Source organism: Bacillus mycoides (assembly GCF_018742245.1).
In the GTDB taxonomy this organism is placed as follows: Bacteria; Bacillota; Bacilli; order Bacillales; family Bacillaceae_G; genus Bacillus_A; species Bacillus_A cereus_U.
The window spans coordinates 2,085,797-2,107,784 of record NZ_CP036132.1 but is presented as its reverse complement, the minus strand read 5'-3'; the positions used below and the strand labels follow the sequence as shown (position 1 = coordinate 2,107,784).

The window sequence follows — 21,988 nt, the reverse complement described above, 5'->3', positions numbered from 1 at the left end:
AAGCATACTCGTTTTAGTATATTTTATTTATCAGTGTGTTACAGACTAGAAAAAGAGCCATTTCCGGCTCTTTTTCTATGGTAAAAATACAATCCAACCAATGAATACTATAAAAATAACTCCAATAATTACTGCTGGCAATAAATAAAACTGTGAGAGGATGACTGTTCCGTACATAAATACGACTGGAAGGAGCAAATAACGATCCGCCTTCCACCTTAATAATAGTAATTCTCCTTCATCACAATATAAATGTAGAAACATTTTCTTCGTAAATTCATTCCAATAATCACGCGCATAGCGAGAAATAGCAACTATAGCAAATACAAGAATAATAACTGTTATCCACTGCGGAGTCACGATAATACTTACAGTACTTATACATACAATTTGAACATAAAACATTAAAGCACTACTTGTACGCAAAAATTCTTTTAAAAACGCTTCTACAATACGCGAATCAGATTTTTTTCCTAATATCTTTTTAGAACGAGGGAACATCCACGGTTTTTTATTCGAACTACTTGGCTTCACAGCATGGCCACCAACTTGCATAATCCCTACCGTCCAACGCATACTTTCTTCTTTCTCTTTCTCAACTTCTTTAAAAAAGAAATTTTTATAATTCATCTTTTCTTTTACCAAGACTATAGTAAATAAAGCTGCTAGACCGATAAATAATATGGAATACAATGGATTTTTATAAATAAAAAATACACTGATTCCAAAAAAAATCAAACTAAAAGAAAATATAACATCTTTTATAATCAATAACACCCATCGTTTCCCCACACGTACATTTATGAATCTCGTCAACAACGATAGCATAAATCGAAAAACAGTAAAGAAAATCCAGAACAGTACGATTTGTATAATTGTCGCTCCCATACTTTTCATCAATATAGGCAGCATAATGAATACTACAATTGCGTTCGTTATTGCAATCCGAATTAACGTATATATCATGCCAAGCTTCATTAATCTTCGCATATGATTTGGGTACGAAATTAAAAATAAGCTATCTGCTTGTTCAAAAAATGAGCGAACTCCTCTTGAAAATGTAACAAAGTAAAATGCAAGTAAACCTAATCCAAAATAAACGGTCTCTTCCATTGATAGTTCTTTTATCCATAATGAACGATAATACATTACAATAAATATAAGTGCGGGAATAACAATATATAATGCTACTGTCCAATCTGTTACAGAACGAATCGCTTTCCATTTTCTTTGCAATTCATGACGTAACCTTTTATTAAACTGTTGTTTAATCATTTTGTTCCCGCCTTACAATTGCATCGAAACAATCTAACAGTGTACTTCCTGGCATTTCTGCTAACGATTGGATCGCCTCTAAATGCCCATCTGCTACTAATGTACCTTGCGAAATGAGTAAAAATCTTTCACAAATTCTTTCAGCTGTATCCAGCACGTGCGTACAAAGTAATATACCTGCTCCTCGCTCTTTTTCTTTATATAAGTAATTCAAAAAGTCTTTCGTGGCTACTGGATCTAAACCGATAAAAGGCTCATCGATAATATAGAAATCTGGCTCTGTTAAAAATGCTAATATTAGCATCGATTTTTGTTTCATACCTTTTGAAAAATTTGATATGTATTCGTGTATATGTTTTTCCATTCGAAACGTATGTAATAATTCCCTTGCTTTGTCCTCCCAATTTCCCTCTTCATTTCCACGGGCAGCCATTAACAATTCAATATGCTCCCACAAAGTTAAATAATCATAATAAGTGGGATGTTCCGGTACATATGCACATGGATTTTTCTTTTCACCAAACGAGATTTCACCATCCGTATTCACAAGCAAACCGAGTATCGATTTAATTGTCGTACTCTTTCCTGCGCCATTCGCACCAATAAGAGCAACTAACTCGCCTTTTTCAATTGCAAAGGCAATATCATGAACTGTCTTTTCACCAATTTCATATCCGGCTGAGCGGATATTCACCTCTAGCATAATACTTACCTTCTTTCCATTTACATTACAATCAAGGAAAATGATAACATATCCCTCTTAATTTAGTATTATATCACTTCTGATATATTTGTTTCGGTAGCAGGAAAAAACATATTTCAAGAGAATATTTAATGTTTGTAGTTTTAAATTGAAAGGACTGTAACTATGAAAAACATTGAAGCTATTTTCATTGATCGTGACGGAACAATTGGCGGTGATACTACAATACATTATCCAGGTTCTTTCACATTATTTTCTTTTACAAAGGAATCTTTACAAAAGTTAAAAGCTCAAAATATTAAACTATTCTCTTTTACGAATCAACCAGGTATCGCGGATGGAAAAGCAACTGCGAATGATTTTGTTCAAGAATTAAAAGAGTTTGGTTTTGATGATATTTACCTTTGTCCTCATAAACATGGTGGCGGATGTGAATGCCGCAAACCGAGCACAGGTATGCTCCTGCAAGCAGCAGAAAAACATAGGCTTGATTTAACAAAATGCGCTGTAATCGGTGATCGCTGGACTGATATTGTTGCTGGTGCAAAAGTAAATGCAACAACAATATTAGTTCGAACTGGTGCTGGATATGATGCTTTACATACGTTCCGAGACAAATGGGCACATATTGAACCGAATTACATTGCAGAAAACTTTGAAGACGCTACAAATTGGATTTTAAATCATCAATAAAAAAATTAAATGAGACGTCTTCACTTTGAAAACGTCTCATTTAACTATATATATTTCAAAAAGTTAATTCATAATGGAAATAACGATTATCTCTCAAATATCCATTTTCAGCGTATAATCGCTGAGCTGATAAATTATCAATCTCTGTTTGTAATTTTACACCTTTTGCGCCATTTTCTAAGGCGAATTCTTTAGCAGCTTCTAATAATTTTTTACCTGTTCCGGCTCCGCGCTTTGCCTCTTGTACAAACAGATCATTTAAAATCCATAATTCTTTCATCGAAATGGAAGAAAACGAAGGATATAGTTGCGTGAATCCAATATATTCACCGTCTTCAACTGCGACGAAAATAATGGATTCTTTTCTCTCGATTCGATTTCGTAAAAACACTTTTGCTCCTTCAATATCAGAATCTTGTCGATAAAATACTCGATAGTTATTAAAAACAGATGCTAGTCCATCTAAATCTGCAATTGTTGCTTCATATATTCTCATTTTACTCCGTTCCCCTTCCAATACTGTTTCATAATATCTGTTGCCCATTTAGGCTGCTTTATTTCTTCCCTCGGTATAAATTCTTTCATAACAGGCTTAATATCCAATATCGGTGTACCATCGATTGCATCTAATCCTTCAACCACAATTGCATTTCCATCCCTTTTTATCACTTTAACAATTGTCGCTCCTAGTCGATTCGGACGATTTTTTCCACGCTGTGCAAAAATCCCTACTTTTGGATACTTACTATTATTTCTAGGGTGTCTAGCAGAATGTTGAATTTGTTCATCTGTTACTTTATGAAAATAGAAAATAACTTCAATATGAGAAAACTCTTCGATCCCTTGTATACTTTCCTCTGTATACATATCAGTTAAAGTAATACAGGATCTTACATCTCCCCACTCATCATCTTTTATTTCCTTTCTTTCATTATGTACAAATGCGATTGGTTGAACTGAAAACATCCGCATTCCCCCTCAAATGTAACCACTTACATTATAAGATATTTTCTGAATGTTTTCCACACATACGATTTTGTTTACATAATAAAATTATATCTTATTTTTATTTCTTCATTTATTATTTTGTAATACTCAGTAGATGATTCCCAGCTCATTCCACCAATAAGACCTATTAATTTCATATATTCATCTTTAAGATAATATTGTTTTAGTCAACACTAATACTGTAATTTATACATAATGAATATCGTTTTATAGCAATGAAAACATTTTCTTTATCACATAAACCCTCTACATGATTTAAAGTTATTTTTCATTTCCACGGAAATAATTAAAGAATATTCAGAAAATAACTTTTGTAGTAGACTCATATTTATAGTCAAAGCATTTTCGATAGAGCTCTTTTATTTCATCATAAGATGGAACTCGTGGATTGTTACTTGGACTCCCACTTTCGATAGCATCTTTCGCCATTTTAGAAATAGCATTTTCAAATTCTACTTCATCAATTCCGTATTCTCTTAAATTAGGAATACGAAGATCAAAACAAAGTTTCTTAATTTCAGCAATCGTGTAGTTCGCTACTTCTTCATTAGAATGAGAATACAAATCTTTGTTTAAGCTACGTCCTACTTCCGCTAACCTTTTTATTGCACTCATTTTTGTAAACTCTAAAACTGCAGGTAATAGTATTGCATTCGATATTCCATGTGGCACATGAAATAATGCCCCCACTGGACGAGACATACCATGCACTAATGTAACAGATGCATTTGAAAAAGCAATCCCAGCTTGTAATGAAGCAATCATCATTGCTTCCCTTGCTTCCATATTATCTCCATCTTCATATGCGATACGTAAATATTTCATAATGCTTTCAATAGCTGAAAGAGCAAGAACATCTGTAAGAGGTTGTGAAACTTTAGAAATATAAGCTTCAATTGCATGGCATAATGCATCTACTCCCGTTGCTGCAGTAATATGAGGTGGTACCGAACTTGTAAAAATCGGGTCTATTATCGCAACATGAGGGATAAAGCTTGGATGTTTTATCATCATTTTCACATCTGTTTTTTTATTCGTAATTACTGCTACACTTGTTACTTCCGATCCAGTACCAGAAGTCGTTGGGATTGCGATTAGCGGTAGTGGATTGTATTCTATTTCTATATCCTTTTGGACGTAATCTTCAATTTCTCCACCATTTGTATATAACACTGCTACTGCTTTCGCAACATCAATACAACTTCCTCCGCCAATACCTATGATAAAATCGCATTTTCCTTTTTTACAAATAGATAACGCTTCTAATACGTATAAATTTGTAGGCTCAGTATTTACTTCATTGTACGTAATAACAGTAATCCCTTTCGCATTTAAGTGATCCATACATCTTTCAACATAACCCAACTTCTCCATAATTGTATCACTTACAATAAAAGCCCTTTTCCCTAACTTTCTTGATTGATCCCCTAGTTTTTCAAACGAATTTCTCCCATATAATACAGACTTCGGCATACGAAACTCAGCAACTTCTTGCAAGTACTCCACCCCTTCTATCTATAATAAATATTTGCAACTACTCAGCCATGCATTTCATTCAGAAGTTTGATAAAGTGTATTATTCCAGTTAAAATAAGCCCCCTTATTAACTATAGAAAGTTGTTTTCATTTTTCAGCATATAGATTGCTGCCATGAAGATAAAAATGGACCTACACCTTGCTACCTTTCTTTGTTTTAAAACTTTGCGCGTGGCAGGAAAGGCCCTGACCGCTCCTATACATAGCCAGGTCCTCTCTCGACCAACTTAAAAAATTTTTCTGCCGATTTTTCATAGAGTGACTGAGTAGTTACAATAAATATTTTATTATGTAAAATATCAATCTGATAAATATTTTCTTTTCGTATATTAACTAGTATTAATAGATTCCTGTTAAAGTATAGAACGCGATGACTGCAAATACTGCGACCGTTTTCAAAACTGTAATAGCAAATATATCTTTATATGACTGTTTATGTGTTAATCCTGTTACCGTTAGAATAGTAATAATTGCACCATTATGTGGTAATGTATCCATTCCGCCTGATGCCATTGATACAATGCGGTGCATAACTTCTAATGGAATATCATATTGATTGGCCGCTGCAATAAATTTATCTCCCATCGCACTTAAAACAATCCCCATTCCTCCTGATGCTGATCCAGTAATACCAGCCAAAATATTCGTTGTTACTGCCCCATTTACTAATGGATTCGTGAAAGTTGCAGAGATGCTATCTCTCATAATTGCAAAACCTGGAAGTGCTGCAATAACACCGCCAAACCCAAATTCAGCTCCTGTATTCATTGTTGCAAGTAGCGCTCCACCAATACTTGTATTCAATCCAGCTTGAAATCCAGTTACTACTCGTTTCCAATATAATAAAAGCGTTGATAAAATCCCTATAATAAGTGCCAATTCTACAGACCAAATTCCAACTACCGCACTTAATTCTACTTTTCCAAATGCTTTCATACCAATAGCTGAGAAATCAAAACCATTTGGATACCACTTTGGTATCATGATTGTGAAAACTTTATTCATTACACCTACTAAAATAAGTGGTACAAACGCAATTACTTGCTGTACTCTTGTGATTTCAATACTGCTTAGTATCGGTATATCTTTTTGTTCTAATTGTAAAGATGCTGCCATTTCAGACTTTCCATCGTTAAAACCAAAATACCCTTCTCCTGCTGCTTTTGCCTTCTTACGCCTACTCTCTAAATAAAGTAAACCTAACGTTAAAACAAAAATTGCGCCTAAAATACCAAGTATCGGTGCTGCATAAATATCAGTTTTAAAAAAAGTTGTAGGTATTACATTTTGAATTTGTGGTGATCCAGGAAGCGCATCCATTGTAAATGTTGCTGCTCCAAGAACGATTGTGCCAGGGATTAAACGCTTTGGGATATCCGCTTGTCGAAACAACTTAGCCGCAAACGGAAATATAGCGAATACCACTACATACACACTAACACCGCTATACGTTAAAATAGCTCCCATTAAAACAATCGCTAAAATTGTACGTTTTTCTCCAACTAACTCTACAATCGTCTTTGCGATGGAATCAGCGATTCCTGACATTTCTACTACTTTCCCAAATATTGCTCCAAGTAAAAACACAGGGAAATATAATTTAATAAACCCTACCATTTTCTCCATAAAAATATTTGAAAAGAAAGGTAATACAAAACTAGGCTCTGTCAAAAATACCGCAAATAATGCAAAAATCGGTGCGAATAATATTACAGAAAATCCTTTATATGCTACAAACATGAGTAAACTAAGTGCTAATAAAATAATAACTAGCTCCAATTATAACCCTCCTTTTAAACTGAAAATTCAATCTTTTAACGACGAACTTTTACTCGTATTTCGAACCCTTTTATTTCATGACATTCCTCCTCTTTTTATCCCGCTATTTGCGGGCAGTAAGACTCCCACCTTAAAATTCAGCAAATGTGCAGAAGCTAGGCGGGATATCAACTGCTCGTAAAAGCCCGATTGGTGAGGGCTGATAATCAGTGCCGGATGGACAAAACTTCCACTAATTAAAGTTTTACTTTATTACAAATTTTTCATGCTAAAATTGTCTAATTATAGTATTCGATTACATATGTAAAATCCCTTTAAACAAAAACGATTTCATCGTCATATGTTATAAAGGGATTTCTAGGTTCTATTTCTATAGTTTTATCGTACTATTCTCTATACAAAAACTTTGTAACTCTTCGACATCTTTCACTATATGAATCGCCCCAGCATCACTCAATTCATTCTCATTACCATATCCATACAATACACCTATTGAAGCAATTCCGTTACTGTTCGCACCGATTACGTCATGCTTTCTATCACCAATCATCACCATTTCTTCTTTTTGAAGTTCTTCATTTGTTTGTAAAATATGAGCAATTATTTCTTCCTTTTTTATTCTTGTCCCATCTAAATTACTCCCTACAATCTCTTCAAAAAAAGATGTTAACTGAAAGTGCTCTATTACTTGTTCCGCAAATACAGTAGGCTTTGAAGTTGCTACAAACAAACGATTGCCATCATCCTTTAATTCTTGCAATAGGGCTCCAATTCCATCGTATACTTTATTCTCTAATAAACCACTTTGCTTTAAATATTCCCGAAAATAAAACACTGCTCGTTCTACCTCTATTTCATTCATATTATATCTATCTACAAAAGATTGTTGTATTGGTGGGCCGATAAATGAATCTAACTCGCTTATATTTACTTCTTCGATCCCGATTTTTTCTAACGCGTATAGAACAGAATTTATAATCCCTTCTTTCGGATCAGTTAATGTTCCATCTAAATCAAATAGAAATGTTGTATACATATTTCATTCCCCCACTGATTTTATATGTACCCCATTAAGGCCATTCTCCTACTTACACCTTTACTATACTATCACCATTCAACTTTTCAGAAAATTACTTTTTCTACCCCTTATACTTTCAGTTACAAAATCACAAAAGATATGATAAAGTGAAAAAGTTATAATTAATTTAATAGAAACTGGTGAATCAAATGTCAATTACGTTAATTTTTATAATGGCTTTCACAATTGTTATCCACGCGGTTGAAACTAGCTCTTATAGTATTCGATTAGCTGGTGTACGTTTAAAAAAGATTGTCGTTGCCTTATCCATCGTAGGAATGGTACTACTTATTTCAAGAACATCTAACTTACTACAAGCTTTTTTAATTGGTGGTATTGTCGATGAAGCAAAGCTAGATTCTTCTATTGATTTAGAGCATATTATACGGCTCGTTCTATTATCTGCTTCTGTCGGTACATTGCTCGCGATTATACTCTATCCAACTTTGACAAAGCTATTTGGATACGTAATTCAAAACTTTGAAACAGATGGTTCATTCATTCGAATGATGAAGACGAATAACATTCAAAAATTAAAGTACACAAAAAAATATGTACGCTTTCCAAAGTTTGAGATGATTCATCGAATGCGTATTGGCGGAATTCCGAAGCGAATTATGCTTATTAATATGTTTGCCACTGCCATTTATACAGCTGGTGTTCTTTCCGCACTATATGCTTCTTTTTTAAATCCGACTTATGCAACAAAGGCTACTACAGCTTCTGGCCTTGTTAATGGTTTTGCTACTATTTTATTAACAGTTTTACTAGATCCACGTATCGCTCTTTTAACAGAACGGGCTCTTCAATCAGAAGAAGGTGCTGAAGCAATGAGTAAGATGTATGGTTGGCTCATGATTTCTAGACTTCTCGGTACATTATTAGCGCAACTATTATTCATACCAGGTGCTTACTGGATTACATGGATTATTAAGCTTATGAATTAATTCACTCTCTAAAAAAAGTAGGTGTACTATCAAATGACTATTAAAACCGAACAAGATATTATTCAATTGATCCAAAATGATCCGTGGATGATGAATGTATTACAAATGGCAAAATCACTAGAGCTACCTGATTGGTGGATTTGCGCTGGGTTTGTCCGTTCTAAAATTTGGGATACCTTACATAACTACGAAGTAAGAACGGCTACGCCAGATGTCGATGTCATTTATTATGATCCATTACATAAAGATGAGGTGTACGAACAATCATTAGAACAGAAACTAATGAATATGGATGCCTCCATCCCTTGGTCAGTAAAAAATCAAACTCGCATGCATGTAGTGAATGGAATGCCACCATACTCTTCTTCTATTGATGCTATTTCTAAATTTCCTGAAACAGCAACCGCCCTTGGTGTTTCTTTGGACGAACAAAACAAAGTCATATTAACATCCCCATGCGGAATAGAAGATGCACTTTCATTACAAGTGAAACCTACACCTCATTTTCTTGAAACGAAAGAACGAATACATATGTATAAAAATAGGGTTAATAAAAAGAATTGGCAAAGCAAATGGCCTAACATTACAATCACTTATCCAGAAATTTAAAAAAGGTGCTTCTCATTATTAGAAGCACCCTTTCTTTTTTATTTCAAAAAATGAATAATTGTTTCAGCAAATCGATCTGCTTCCTCATAATGTGGTGTATGACCACTTTCTTCGAATATGATATGCTTTCCATTTAGAGAATCTCGATTGAATATTTCAATTTGCTTTTCACATGTTACTACATCATATTTTCCTACAATTAATAACATTGGATTCTGTACATCTTTTATTTTTGATAATAATGACGTATGACATGCTCCCTCTGATTTTAATCTATCAAAATGGGTTTTTGAACGATTTGAAAATTGTTCCCACTCTTCGTCACTATATAAACTATCGTCCGTCTCATCTTCCTTATAATTGTAAATCTCCATTCTCTTCTCTTCTAATTCAGAGCTTAATCTTATATAAGCTTCTAGCAACTCTTCTGAACTAGCATTATTAGATGAATAATTCAGGCACTCTTCTGCCGCTGCTTCTTTTCCATACTTTATTAATAAATCCCCTGTTTTTTGTAACAAAGCTCTACTTGTTAATGAAAAATCGAAAGTCGGACCTTCAAATATTATTTTCTCTATTGAATTTGGATACATCGCTACATATAACAATGCTAAATACCCACCGAAAGAATGTCCTATTACAGACCATTTATCAATTTGTAATACTTTTCTTAGTTCTTCACAATCTTGAATTAAATCACCTAGTCCAAAAGGTTCTTCCTCAGTAATTACTTCCGAACGACAAACTCCTCGTTGGTCTAACATAATTACATACAATGATTCTTTTAATCGTTCCGCTTGATGAAATGAAAAATCATAACAGCTCTCTCCTGGTCCACCGTACAAATATAATACTGGTTTATTTTTAGGACTTCCATGTGTTTCAACATATAGCTTTTTCCCTCTAATGTTTATGTATTTCCCAACTTCAATCAAATTCGTTTTTATTATCATCACCTTCTTTTTTTACTGAATATTATAACATTTCATCTTAAATAATCCCTATTACATTTAAAAAGACGATAATTATTGCAAGTGGAGCTATAAATCGAAGTAAAAATACCCAGGTAGTAAATACTTTCTTTCCGTAATTTCCACCTATAAAAAATTCAGCTTCTAACACTTTCTTTTCCATTTTGAATGATACGAAAATACTAATAAATAATGCTCCGAGTGGCATTAATATATTACTAGATAAGAAGTCTATCGCATCAAAAATATTCTTCCCAAAAATCGTAATATCACTCCATACTCCAAATGATAACGCAGATGGTATACCTACTAGGAAAATGCAGAAACCGATGATCCATGATAGTTTATTTCTTCTTTCTTGCTCGCCATTTGCTAATGCTGAAACGACCGTCTCTAGTAGTGAAAATGCCGATGTTAATGTCGCAAATGTAAATAACGCAAGAAATACTGTTAAGAATAGTCCACCGAATGGAATTTGACTAAATACAGATGGCAATACGATAAATAGTAATCCAGGTCCTTCTGTTGGCTCCATTCCTAATGAAAATACTGCTGGAAATATAGCAAGACCTGCAAATAAAGAAACGAATAAATTCAATCCAACAATCGTAACTGCTGATTTTGGTAAACTTTCTTTTTTATTTAAATACGAGCTATACGTAACCATAATCGAAATTCCTATACTAATCGCAAAGAATGATTGCCCCATTGCGAACAAAATACTTTCTGAAGTAATTTTTGAGAAATCCGGCTGTAAGAAAAACTTCACGCCTTGCATCGCATCATCAAGTGTTAATGAACGAATAATAAGAGCGAAAAATAATACGAACAACGCTGGTAACATATATTTACTTGCTTTTTCAATCCCATTTTGTACACCTTTTGATACAACCCATATCGTAATGAACATAAATGCAAAATGACCGATAATGGCCCAAGTCGGATTTCCAATTGTCTCTGTGAATAATGCACTATAATTTTGTCCTGGAGTAATAAGCTGTCCTGTCACTCCTCTGAATAAATAAATTAATACCCATCCACCTACAACACTATAAAATGATAGTAATATAAAACAAGTTCCAACGCCAAGACGGCCAATCCAGTGCCATCCTGTATTTGGTGCGATACTTTTAAATGCTCCAACTGCTTGTTTCTGTGTACTGCGTCCAATCATAAATTCAGCAATAAGTAGTGGTAGTCCAATTAATACAGTAAATAATATAAAGATTAAAAAGAATGCTCCTCCCCCGCTCTTTCCAGCGATATAAGGAAACTTCCATATTGCGCCAAGTCCAATTGCTGATCCTGCCGCTGCCATTATAAAACCTAATTTCGAAGTCCATTGCTCCGTCTGTTTCATCTTATTTTCCTCCTAATTAAATCTTTTTATATAAATAAACGAATTTTATAAACCTATCCAAATAAACCCTCCATTTCTTTTTCTATAAAATAAAAAATGGCCCAGCATCTCTTTATATAAAGAGACGCTAAGCCATTTGCTTAACGCGGTACCACCCTTATTGATTCCATTATGAATCCACCTTAGTAGTAATCGTTTGATTACAAACCTAATATCGAAGGTTAACCGTTAAGATTTACTAAGAATGTGATTCCGTTCCACCTTACTGCTCCTAGGCGAGTTCAGGATGTCATTTGACTATGTCACACCAACCCATAGCTCTCTGTACAAATACATGACCTTACTACTCCTATTCAACGCACTTTAATATTCTGAATATATCTTCTTTTGAAATTAATATGAAGTATATCGGTTATATTTATAACTGTCAAGATATATATTAATTTTTTGTCGAAAAGGATTTTTATAGACTTATATAGAAAATATTTACAAATGAAATATAAAGAACATTAAAAAAGAATCTTCGCGATAATCGCGAAGATTCTTTTTTACGGTATAAGACGAGTACAATCTCTCGGAAAAGCACTCGCCTCTCGGACATTTGTTAACTCTAAAAGTTTATATACAACCCTTTCTAATCCTATCCCAAAACCACCATGTGGTGGACAACCGTATCGGAATGTATTTAAATAAGATTGAAATTTCTCTGGATGTAATCCTTTTTCTTTAAAAGAAGCAAGTAACATGTCATAGTTATGAATTCGCTGTGCACCTGATGTAATTTCTAACCCTTTATATAATAAATCGAATGAATCAGTAATAGTTGGATTTTCTTTATTCGGTATCGTATACATCGGTCGCGCTTCTTTCGGATAATGTGTAATGAATACAAATTCACTATTATACGTTTCTTTCACATATTTCCCTAGTAACTTTTCACCTTCTGTATCTAAATCCCCTATGGGAGATTCTTTTCGATACTTACTTTTTAAAACTTCTTGTGCTTCTGATAATGTGATTTTAGGAATTTCCGCAATAACAGGTACTGTTACTTGTAATAGTTGTAGTTCTCTTTCACATTTTTCTCCTACTTGTTGAAACATATATCGTAAAACATCTGTTTCTAATTGCATCACTTCATAAAAATCATGAATAAATCCAAGTTCTACGTCTAACGATATATATTCATTTAAATGTCGTGACGAGTTATGATGTTCAGCCCGGTACACAGGAGCAATTTCAAAAACACATTCGAGTCCTCCCGCTACCATCATTTGTTTATAAAACTGTGGTGATTGAGCTAAATACGCTTCTTTTTGGAAATATGGAAGCTTAAAAACATTCGCTCCTCCTTCTGCCCCTTGCGAGACAATTTTCGGAGTAAATATACGTGTGAAATCGTTCTCTATTAGGAATTCACTAAAACTTTGAACGAGTGTAGATTTCACTTTAAAAACCGCCGCGATTCGCTCATGCCTTAATGATAATACCCGCTCATTCAACAGTTGATCTAAGCCAACTTGTAGCTTCTTTTTATTTATCTCAAATGGAAGTGGCTCTGCACCATTTAATACTTTCACTTTACGTGCAAGTACTTCAATACCTAATTCTGTTTTCGGTGTCTCTACTATTTCTCCAATTATTTGGACGACACTTTCAACATCAACTTTGTATCCGGCTAACTCGTTTTCTAATACACATTGAATAACTCCCGTTCGGTCCCTTAATAATAAAAAGCTAACATTTCCTAGATGACGAATCTTTTTTACCCACCCTTGTAGTAATACAACCTTCCCGCTATGCTCCGTACATTCTCGTGTGAGTGAGCGCTTCATTATTTGATCCATTATATTTCCCTCCATTAATTTTATTTTTATTTACTTTATTGTTGTCGTCATCATCATCCACGGTCACTCACCTCCTTTCAAAGAATACAAAAATCCGCCCCTATAAATAGGGACGGATTTTTCCGCGGTACCACCCAAATTGTCATAATGACCATCTTAGCCCTGATAACGGTAGGTACCGTTTGCTTTTACTAATTATCACGTTCAAAGCAACACTCACAGGTGTCTTTCCATCATGCGGTATCGCAATCTTCCCAGCAACCGATTGCTCTCTGTAGACCCTTGCATCATGTACTTTTCCTGATCATCACTTTTTATATTTACAGAGTATTCTATCTCTTTAATTTATAAAACACAAGCCTTTTTAGGAAAATATTGCGATTTCTCACTAAACAGCCCCCTTCTAAAGGTATGTAATATGAACATTGAACTCTATACAATTATCATTTGACAGCTTAGAAATATTTTATCCTTCTCAAATTCTTTCAATCGCACTTATTTTTCCATTTTATTACATGAATTACACGTTTCCCACGCATATTATTATTAAAGTTTTATCGGAGGTGTACATATGAAAAAAGCAATTAGTTTCTTTCTCCTTTTGTTTTGCCTTATTGTTGTAAATGAAACATATGCCTATTCGCCAAAGTCTTTACCAATCTCTCAAAACTCTGATCAATGGCAAGTGAATATTGATGAAGTAAAAAGAACGAGTGAAAAATTGTTACAACCAAAAAAAGGTGTATTTCAAACATATCATTTCTCTGTAAAAAATCTTGGAAAAAGTGAAGTGTATAATGTACAAGTTGAAGTTTTTCGGAATGAACCACATACGAAAACAAAATATGAACTCTTTTCCCTAAAAGAAAGTCGTCTAGCGGGCGGAAAAACTGGATTTGAACACGCTAATTTTCCAGTTCCTACAAAAGCAGATAAGATTGACGTGATCATTACGTGGCAAGAACATCCTTTCCTCTCCATGAGAAACGGTCAAAAATTTGAATCTAGAAAATTTAAAGAGCATTTTGTTTTTAAAGAAGCAGTAAAGTAAATTTATCGGTATATGTACATTATTACCGATACCAATAAATTTTCCAGTACCAGTTCTTAAGCAAATTAAAAACGTCGTGGCTTATAAATGCCACGACGTTTTTAATTAATTCGTACTAATCCCTCTCGCTGCCCAAATGCGATCAATTTCAGCCGCGTGTTGTCCGCCGTATAAAAGAGCATCCGCTTGCTTAATTGCTTTCGCTCCATCACGGAATTTCGCATTTGGCGTTAATGACCAATGTGATTGTAAAATAATTTTTGTTGCTACATCACGGCCAAAGGCCTGTGCCATTTCGTATTGACCTTGAGCCCAAATTTCTCCATCATTATGCACTTCATTCGTTATATCTTTCGGGTATACTTTATTCGTATCTAATCGGCGTAAGCACGTCGGATCTGAACTAGAATAAGCGGTCGCATCCCATTCTCCAATACATGCTTTACCGTAACCTGTTGTCGATACTGCATCTTCATAAGTAGCACCTAAGAAGTCTCCAAACCCTTCTCCCATCGCTCCACCTTCTGGTGAACTTCCGAAGCCTGGTACTTGATTATCTTGAATAGAATGTCCATATTCATGCGCGATAATGCCCGCATCTTCTGCATCATCTACTCCGCCAGTACCGAAAGTTAAGGCTTTCGTTGATGGTGAATAAAATGAGTTATCATCAGTTGTACCATTTACATTCACTTTAATAGAACGATTATTAATATTGTTAATGCCCAATCCTTGAATGTAACGCTGCAATGTATCGATATGATAATACGACATAACATCTTCAAAGCTATCATTTGCACGTGTATAGTTAAATTGTAAGTTTGTAGATTTCGTCTTCGCTTTTGAAGAAATTGTAACATACTCACCAATTAAAAATCCTGTACCATCTAAACCTTTTAACGTAACAGTTTTCAGTTGATTCGTTAGTGCTGTTGAATCTGCATCATTACTATCTTTTAATCCTGTTTTACTACCACTAGATACGACAGGATTAGGTAAAAATACTTTTCCTGTTCCTTCTGCTTTTCGGTTTATATCAACCTTTTTAATTAACTTTCCATTTTCTGCATCAATGAATGTTTCCCATGCACCGAATGGATTGTTAGAATGGACTACCACTTTATATACTGGAAGAGCGACACCTTCTTCAACAATATATCCGAATTCTTTTTCTGTAGGAGCCCATAGATTTTGCTCACTTTCTCCTCCAACATACGCCATCGATTTTTGTTCTGCATCTTTTTCACTAATTTTTTTCGTAACTTCCTTCACACCTGTAACAGGCTGATAATCAGAAACGGCAAGTAATCCTTTTCCCTCACCGTTAAGAGTAACTGTAATTTGTTTTGAAAATACAGGAGCACCATTAACTACTTGTTGGAACCTAACATATGAAGCTACTGATGTTTCTGTTGTAGAAATATATTGTAAGTCTGAAAGGTCCGCCTTCAATCCATATTCCGTAGCATGTCCCTTTAAATATTCAATTGCTTTTTTCTGTGGTGAATAAGCTTCTAACTTTACTTGCTGTTGTTTTTCCAATGCCGAAACCGTAGAAATCGTCCCCATTACTAATGGCACAGTCATTGCCATTGCCACCATTTTTTTGTTTAACATAAAACCACTCCCCCTAATAAATTGAATCCTTTACCCCATTCCTTTAAGGCTATTACTGTCCACAAGTAACGAGATAAATTGAATCTACGAGTAATTCTATACGAGCAATTCTATTACCTTCACATTTAGGGTGAGTGAAATTTTCTCAATAATTATGTATAAAATGAGAAGAATACTTTAGAAATATATTTCTTTCCCGCTTTGATTAACTATATTTCACCAAAATAATGTATTGAAAAATATATTTTTTTACCTAACGGTAGGTTGAAAAATACCTTAATGAATGATACTCTTTAATTAACCTTTTATTATCGGGAGGATTTATTATGAGTAAAAGTGAAGAAACACGCTCTTCCATAGTCGAAGCAAGTTATCGACTATTTGCCGGTCACGGCATTGCCAAAACGACCTATACAATGATTGCTGAAGAAGTTGGTATTGCCAAGCCATCTATTTATTATTACTTTAAATCTAAAGATGCATTAATTGAAAGTATTTTTAATGAATTATGTGCAGCGATGCAGTTCTCCTCATTCTTTCATACAGAAGAATTTACGAAAGAGAATTTCATTGAGAAATGTGTTGAAATTGGCTTTAAAATGATAGACGAACAACAGAAAGATCCTTATTTTAATCGTGTATTACAAGAATATGTATTACTATCTTCAAGAAACGATATGTACAAAGATCGATTACTAACTGTACAAACAGAATATTTAAACGGATTTGAATCACTCCTAACAAAAGCAAATGAACTTCAACTCATTCAAAATAAAAATCTAGTTTCAAAAGCTCATATGTTGGCATTAGTACTTGATAATATCGGAAACTTCATGATGTTTGATGTAAATATGAATTATAAACAAATATGGATTGAAGCTGTCCACAGCATATTCAAAAGAAGTGATTCATATGAAAACTAAAAAACGAATTATCGGCTTAGATTTTGCTAGAGCGTGGGCAATGTTTGGAATGTTACTAGTTAATTTCATGGTGATAACAGGGGCGGAAGGAAATGGGCCTCCTCTGTTAAAAACCTTTATGACACTTTTTGAAGGTAGAGCTTCTGCCTTGTTTGTTATACTTGCTGGGATTGGCATAACTTTAATGACTAAATCATCTGTTGCTAGCCCAGAGAAAATAAAAATCAATACCAGCCGAATATTGATTTGGAAACGATCACTATTCTTATTTATTTTAGGATTATTATTGTATGTAATGGAATGGACGGGAGATATTTTACACTACTACGGCGTTTACCTTTTCATCGCTGCATTACTAATTACTGTACGAAGAACTATACTAATATGGCTTTCTATCATTATTTTACTTGCTGCACAATATCTCCAACTTACTTTCAACGCCTTCGAAGGATGGGGAGGCACAATCCCATTTATAAACTATATAGACTTTTGGACCTTAAAAGGTTTTCTTCGTAACTTATTTTTTAATGGCTATCACCCTATTTTCCCATGGTTTTCTTTCTTCTTAATCGGTATGATAATTGGCAGATTAGATCTTCATAATAGAAAAATTAGACATAGATTGCTCTTACTCGGTATAACAGTAACGATAATTATAGAGCTATTGTCCAAAGCGTTAACTCACCTTTTTATCCCATACATTGGTGAGGAAGCAGCTACATTTTTGTTTAATACAGGACCGATATTACCAAATATATTATATATTTTATCTGCTACTGGATCCGCTATTGCTATATTAATAATTTGCCTCTACATTGCTGAAAAATATGAAAAGAATTGGTTTATTACATCCATTGTACAAACAGGACAATTAACATTAACGCATTATGTAAGTCATGTATTTATCGGTATTGGCTCATTGATTGTATTAAATCGTATGGAACACCAAACATTACTTTTCGTTTTATTATTTGCTACTGCATTTTTCATTTTCAGTATTTTATTTAGCGTATTATGGCGAAGGAACTTTTCTAGAGGACCTATCGAATGGATTATGCGGAAAATAACTGATTAATTTATCTTCATACAAAAAAGGAAGTTGGAATGATTCCAACTTCCTTTTTCTTTAATTAGCCGCGTTTAATTTAATTCGGACTTTTGTCTCACCTAAAGAAAGTTCATCGTCCTCATTTGTTAAGTGACCAAATGTAAATTGCTTGACGAGTAAGTTTTCTTCTAATAAATCTTTATGACTCGTTAACGTTTGCTGTAGTTCTTCTTCTGTATCAAGAATTACATCCACTCGTAAATTAACTGGTAAATTCAACTGCTTACGATATTCTTGAACTGCACGAATAAATTCACGTGCTACTCCTTCTTGTAACAATTCTTCCGTTACATTCGTATCTAACATTACCGTATATTGACCGTTAGTTGTATTTGAAAATCCTGATTTCGCAACTTTCTCTACTAATACATCTTCAACCGTGACAATTACTTCTTCCTCTGCTGTTGCTTCATATACTGCTTTTTCTGTTGATACAAAATTTTGTACTTCTTCCTGTGATAATTGTTTTAGCCACCCGTTTACTGCATTCACATTTTTACCAAACTTCGGTCCAGCTGTTTTAAAATTCAGCTTTAATTGATATGATGTGTATTTTGATTCATCCATTTCCACATGGAATGCTTTAACATTTAGCTCATCCATTACGATATCACGGTAAGATTCCCAATCCATATCATTTTCGCTATGCTCAAGTAATACAAGCTCTGCCAACGGCTGTTTTACTTTTAATGAATGTTGATTACGATTACTTCTTCCAAGTTCAACAACTTGTAAAACAGCATCCATTTCCGCTTCTAACTGAGGCTGGATAAGTGATTCGTTTACAACCGGATAATCTGCTAAATGAACGCTGCTTCCTTCTAAATTCAGATGAATATCCTCAGCTACAAACGGTGTAAATGGTGCGATTAATTTACTAATTGTTACAAGCACTTCATGAAGTGTTTCATACGCAGCTGCTTTTTCAGGATTCATACCAGATTCCCAAAAACGATTGCGTGAACGTCTTACATACCAGTTACTCACTTCATCTACAAGAGCAGCAATTTCACGAGCTGCATTTGTGAATTGATAATCATCAAGTGCAGTTCTTACCTTTCTTGTTGTGCTATGCAATCTTGATAACACCCATTCATCTAATTTCGTACGCTTAACTTCATACTTTTCTTTCGGATTATATTCATCTAAACTCGCATATAACACATAGAAGCTATACACATTGACTAACGTATCTACAAATTTAGATTTCGCTTCTTGTACTGTTCTTTCAGAAAATCGTTTCGCATTCCACGGTGCACTATCAACGAGTAGAGCCCACCTTAGAGCGTCGGCACCAAACTTCTCTACTAAATCAACAGGATCTAGTGCGTTACCTTTACTTTTAGACATTTTCTGTCCTTCTTCATCTAGAACATGCCCAAGTGATAATACTCGTTTATATGGTACTTTCCCTGTATATAGTGCCGATACCGCTAATAAACTATAAAACCAGCCGCGTGTTTGATCAATTCCCTCTGCAATTACATCTGCTGGAAACTGTTCTTCAAATAACTCTTTATTTTCAAACGGGTAATGATATTGCGCAAAAGGCATGGAACCACTATCAAACCAAACATCAATTACTTCTGGTGTACGGTTCATTGTACTTCCGCATTTTTCACAGCACACTTGTACTTCATCTACATATGGCTTATGCAATTCTAAATCTTCAGGCGTTTCTTTTGTACTATGCTTTCTTAATTCAGCAATACTTTTTGGTGCGAATTGATGATCACAGCTTTCACATTCCCATACGTTTAACGGTGTTCCCCAATATCTATTTCGGCTAATATTCCAGTCCACCATATTTTCTAAAAACTTACCAAAGCGTCCATGTTTCATATGATCTGGATACCACGTGACAGTATCATTATTTTGTAAAAATGTTTCTTTAATCTCAGTTGTTCGGATTAACCAACTTTCTCCTGCATAATAAAGTAATGGTGAATCACAGCGCCAACAATGTGGATAGCTATGCTCATATTTTTCTTTATGATATAGTAAACCTTCCTTCGCTAAATAACGAACGATATCAACGTCACATTCTTTTACAAACTTACCTTCAAGAAATGGTACCGCTTCTGTATACTCACCTTTTTCATCTACAACATGTAAGAACGATAACCCTTCACTTTGAACGACTTTATAATCGTCCTCTCCATATGCCGGAGCGATATGAACGAGTCCTGTACCACTATCTGCAGTAACAAAATCTGCCGCAATAACACGGTATCCATTTGTAACTTCCTTCATCGGAAACGGTGCTGTGTACGATGTATTTAATAATTCTTCACCTTTATGAACAGATAGTACTTCATAGTTTTCTTTTAGTACTTCTTGTACACGTTCTTTCGCAACAATGTACACATACCCTTCTTGTTTCACTTTAACGTATTCCATATTCGGATGTACGGCAAGTGCAACATTCGCTGGGAGTGTCCACGGTGTTGTCGTCCATCCAAGGAAATATTCATTTTCACTATCTTTCACTTTAAACTTAACTGTCGCGCTTAAATCTTTCACTGTTTTATATCCTTGTGCAACTTCATGTGAACTAAGAGATGTTTGACAGCTTGGGCAGTATGGTGAAACTCTATGCCCTTTATATAACAAGCCTTTTTCATGAATCGTCCCTAAAATATTCCATACACTTTCGATATATGGATTCTCTAAAGTAACGTACGGATCATCCATATCCACCCAATATCCAATACTCTCCGTAAATTCACGCCACTGCTTCTCATATGTGAATACACTTTCTTTACACTTTTGAATAAATGGTTCAATTCCGTACTCTTCGATTTCATGTTTACCTGAAATACCAAGTTGTTTTTCAACACCTAATTCTACAGGTAATCCATGTGTATCCCATCCGGCTTTTCTTAAAACTTTATATCCAGCCATCGTTTTATATCTCGCTACTAAATCTTTAATCGCCCGCCCAAGTGCATGGCCGACGTGTGGTAATCCGTTCGCAGTTGGTGGCCCTTCATAAAACACAAAAGATTGTGCGCCTTCTCGATTCTGAATTGATTGCTCGAAAATACTTTGTTCGTTCCACTGCTTACGAATACGTGTTTCTCTCCCTACAGCTGACTCTTTTACATCTACTTTTTTCATGTACAATCACTCCTTTGAATTTTTTAAAAGCACACAAAAAACCCGTCCCTATGAAGTAGGGACGGGTTTACCCGCGTTACCACCCTAATTCTATTAGCTTTTCACTAATAGCACTTAGCAACGTACTAACATACGCGTTCTTTGTAACGGTAGACATCCGTCCGAGCTTACTTTATTCAGCCACGGCTCCTCGGAGATGATTTTCAAATAACGTCTGCACACCGGATTTCAGCAATACACCGGCTCTCTGGGGAACAGCTCAATATTTTACTCTTTCTCGTCTTCAGATTTGTATACTTTATTAAAAGTTATTTTATGCCATTGGGCAATTAATTGTCAACTAATTCAAAATATATTTTTATT

General features: G+C 34.5%; 18 protein-coding genes, 1 pseudogene and 3 other annotated features. Of the genes and pseudogenes, 6 read left to right on the top strand and 13 right to left on the bottom strand.

Annotation, left to right across the window (positions count from 1 at the left end; translation table 11 throughout):
• Positions 1 to 75: 75 nt before the first annotated feature.
• Complete coding sequence (locus EXW56_RS10715; RefSeq protein WP_215597454.1) at positions 76 to 1,275, bottom strand: ABC transporter permease; 1,200 nt, start codon at positions 1,273 to 1,275, stop codon at positions 76 to 78.
• Positions 1,268 to 1,978 (bottom strand): ABC transporter ATP-binding protein, encoded by a 711-nt coding sequence (locus tag EXW56_RS10710; RefSeq protein WP_215597453.1) that lies wholly within the window; start codon positions 1,976 to 1,978, stop codon positions 1,268 to 1,270. The genes EXW56_RS10715 and EXW56_RS10710 overlap by 8 nt, the downstream gene beginning before the upstream one ends.
• A 165-nt stretch (positions 1,979 to 2,143) precedes the next feature.
• Between EXW56_RS10710 and EXW56_RS10705 the strand changes: the two genes are divergently transcribed.
• Positions 2,144 to 2,671, top strand: coding sequence for an HAD-IIIA family hydrolase (locus EXW56_RS10705; protein ID WP_215558412.1), 528 nt, complete (start codon positions 2,144 to 2,146; stop codon positions 2,669 to 2,671).
• A gap of 55 nt (positions 2,672 to 2,726) precedes the next feature.
• Here the strand turns inward: EXW56_RS10705 and EXW56_RS10700 are convergent, their stop codons facing one another.
• From EXW56_RS10700 to EXW56_RS10680, 6 genes and pseudogenes are all read right to left on the bottom strand, one after another.
• Positions 2,727 to 3,167 (bottom strand): GNAT family N-acetyltransferase, encoded by a 441-nt coding sequence (locus EXW56_RS10700; RefSeq protein ID WP_033710381.1) that lies wholly within the window; start codon positions 3,165 to 3,167, stop codon positions 2,727 to 2,729.
• A complete protein-coding gene (tsaA, locus tag EXW56_RS10695) occupies positions 3,164 to 3,637 on the bottom strand; it encodes a tRNA (N6-threonylcarbamoyladenosine(37)-N6)-methyltransferase TrmO (RefSeq protein WP_215558411.1) in 474 nt (157 codons plus the stop codon). The genes EXW56_RS10700 and tsaA overlap by 4 nt, the downstream gene beginning before the upstream one ends.
• Positions 3,638 to 3,729: 92 nt before the next feature.
• A pseudogene (locus EXW56_RS27580) lies at positions 3,730 to 3,816 on the bottom strand (aspartate racemase); the annotation flags it as partial.
• Positions 3,817 to 3,976: 160 nt separating this feature from the next.
• Positions 3,977 to 5,176 (bottom strand): iron-containing alcohol dehydrogenase, encoded by a 1,200-nt coding sequence (locus EXW56_RS10690; RefSeq protein WP_215558410.1) that lies wholly within the window; start codon positions 5,174 to 5,176, stop codon positions 3,977 to 3,979.
• A 378-nt stretch (positions 5,177 to 5,554) separates the two neighbouring features.
• Positions 5,555 to 6,994, bottom strand: a complete 1,440-nt coding sequence (locus EXW56_RS10685) for a GntP family permease (protein ID WP_002200657.1) — start codon at positions 6,992 to 6,994, stop codon at positions 5,555 to 5,557.
• 370 nt (positions 6,995 to 7,364) lie between these two features.
• Positions 7,365 to 8,030, bottom strand: coding sequence for an HAD family hydrolase (locus tag EXW56_RS10680; protein WP_215558408.1), 666 nt, complete (start codon positions 8,028 to 8,030; stop codon positions 7,365 to 7,367).
• A gap of 191 nt (positions 8,031 to 8,221) precedes the next feature.
• Between EXW56_RS10680 and EXW56_RS10675 the strand changes: the two genes are divergently transcribed.
• A complete protein-coding gene (locus EXW56_RS10675; RefSeq protein WP_002189473.1) occupies positions 8,222 to 9,019 on the top strand; it encodes a lipid II flippase family protein in 798 nt (265 codons plus the stop codon).
• A gap of 33 nt (positions 9,020 to 9,052) precedes the next feature.
• Entirely contained in the window at positions 9,053 to 9,628 is a 576-nt protein-coding gene (locus EXW56_RS10670) for a nucleotidyltransferase family protein (RefSeq protein ID WP_215597452.1), read from the top strand.
• A gap of 38 nt (positions 9,629 to 9,666) precedes the next feature.
• Here the strand turns inward: EXW56_RS10670 and EXW56_RS10665 are convergent, their stop codons facing one another.
• The 3 genes from EXW56_RS10665 to aspS all read right to left on the bottom strand — a co-directional run bounded on the left by EXW56_RS10665 (position 9,667) and on the right by aspS (position 13,806).
• On the bottom strand, positions 9,667 to 10,581 hold the full coding sequence (locus tag EXW56_RS10665) for an alpha/beta fold hydrolase (protein ID WP_215597451.1): 915 nt from the start codon (positions 10,579 to 10,581) through the stop codon (positions 9,667 to 9,669).
• A 37-nt stretch (positions 10,582 to 10,618) separates the two neighbouring features.
• On the bottom strand, positions 10,619 to 11,959 hold the full coding sequence (locus tag EXW56_RS10660) for a sodium-dependent transporter (protein ID WP_215597450.1): 1,341 nt from the start codon (positions 11,957 to 11,959) through the stop codon (positions 10,619 to 10,621).
• A 117-nt stretch (positions 11,960 to 12,076) separates the two neighbouring features.
• Positions 12,077 to 12,325, bottom strand: a binding site (T-box leader).
• A gap of 182 nt (positions 12,326 to 12,507) precedes the next feature.
• Positions 12,508 to 13,806: an aspartate--tRNA(Asn) ligase gene (aspS, locus tag EXW56_RS10655; protein WP_215597449.1), complete on the bottom strand. Its 1,299-nt coding sequence runs from the start codon at positions 13,804 to 13,806 to the stop codon at positions 12,508 to 12,510.
• 105 nt (positions 13,807 to 13,911) lie between these two features.
• Positions 13,912 to 14,123 (bottom strand) — a binding site (T-box leader).
• A gap of 254 nt (positions 14,124 to 14,377) precedes the next feature.
• Between aspS and EXW56_RS10650 the strand changes: the two genes are divergently transcribed.
• Positions 14,378 to 14,857 (top strand): hypothetical protein, encoded by a 480-nt coding sequence (locus EXW56_RS10650; protein WP_215597448.1) that lies wholly within the window; start codon positions 14,378 to 14,380, stop codon positions 14,855 to 14,857.
• Positions 14,858 to 14,962: 105 nt separating this feature from the next.
• On the opposite strand, the gene EXW56_RS10645 is transcribed toward EXW56_RS10650, so the two are convergent.
• On the bottom strand, positions 14,963 to 16,474 hold the full coding sequence (locus EXW56_RS10645; RefSeq protein ID WP_002200669.1) for a M36 family metallopeptidase: 1,512 nt from the start codon (positions 16,472 to 16,474) through the stop codon (positions 14,963 to 14,965).
• Positions 16,475 to 16,800: 326 nt separating this feature from the next.
• On the opposite strand from EXW56_RS10645, the gene EXW56_RS10640 reads away from it, so the two are divergent.
• Positions 16,801 to 17,397 (top strand): TetR/AcrR family transcriptional regulator, encoded by a 597-nt coding sequence (locus EXW56_RS10640; protein WP_215597447.1) that lies wholly within the window; start codon positions 16,801 to 16,803, stop codon positions 17,395 to 17,397.
• Entirely contained in the window at positions 17,387 to 18,472 is a 1,086-nt protein-coding gene (locus EXW56_RS10635) for a DUF418 domain-containing protein (RefSeq protein WP_215597446.1), read from the top strand. The genes EXW56_RS10640 and EXW56_RS10635 overlap by 11 nt, the downstream gene beginning before the upstream one ends.
• A gap of 51 nt (positions 18,473 to 18,523) precedes the next feature.
• Here EXW56_RS10635 and ileS read toward each other — a convergent pair whose 3' ends face one another.
• Positions 18,524 to 21,625 carry an isoleucine--tRNA ligase gene (ileS, locus tag EXW56_RS10630; protein ID WP_215597445.1) on the bottom strand — a complete coding sequence of 1,034 codons (3,102 nt, stop codon included), beginning with the start codon at positions 21,623 to 21,625 and terminating at the stop codon, positions 18,524 to 18,526.
• A 54-nt stretch (positions 21,626 to 21,679) separates the two neighbouring features.
• Positions 21,680 to 21,918, bottom strand: a binding site (T-box leader).
• Between the last annotated feature and the right edge of the window lie 70 nt (positions 21,919 to 21,988).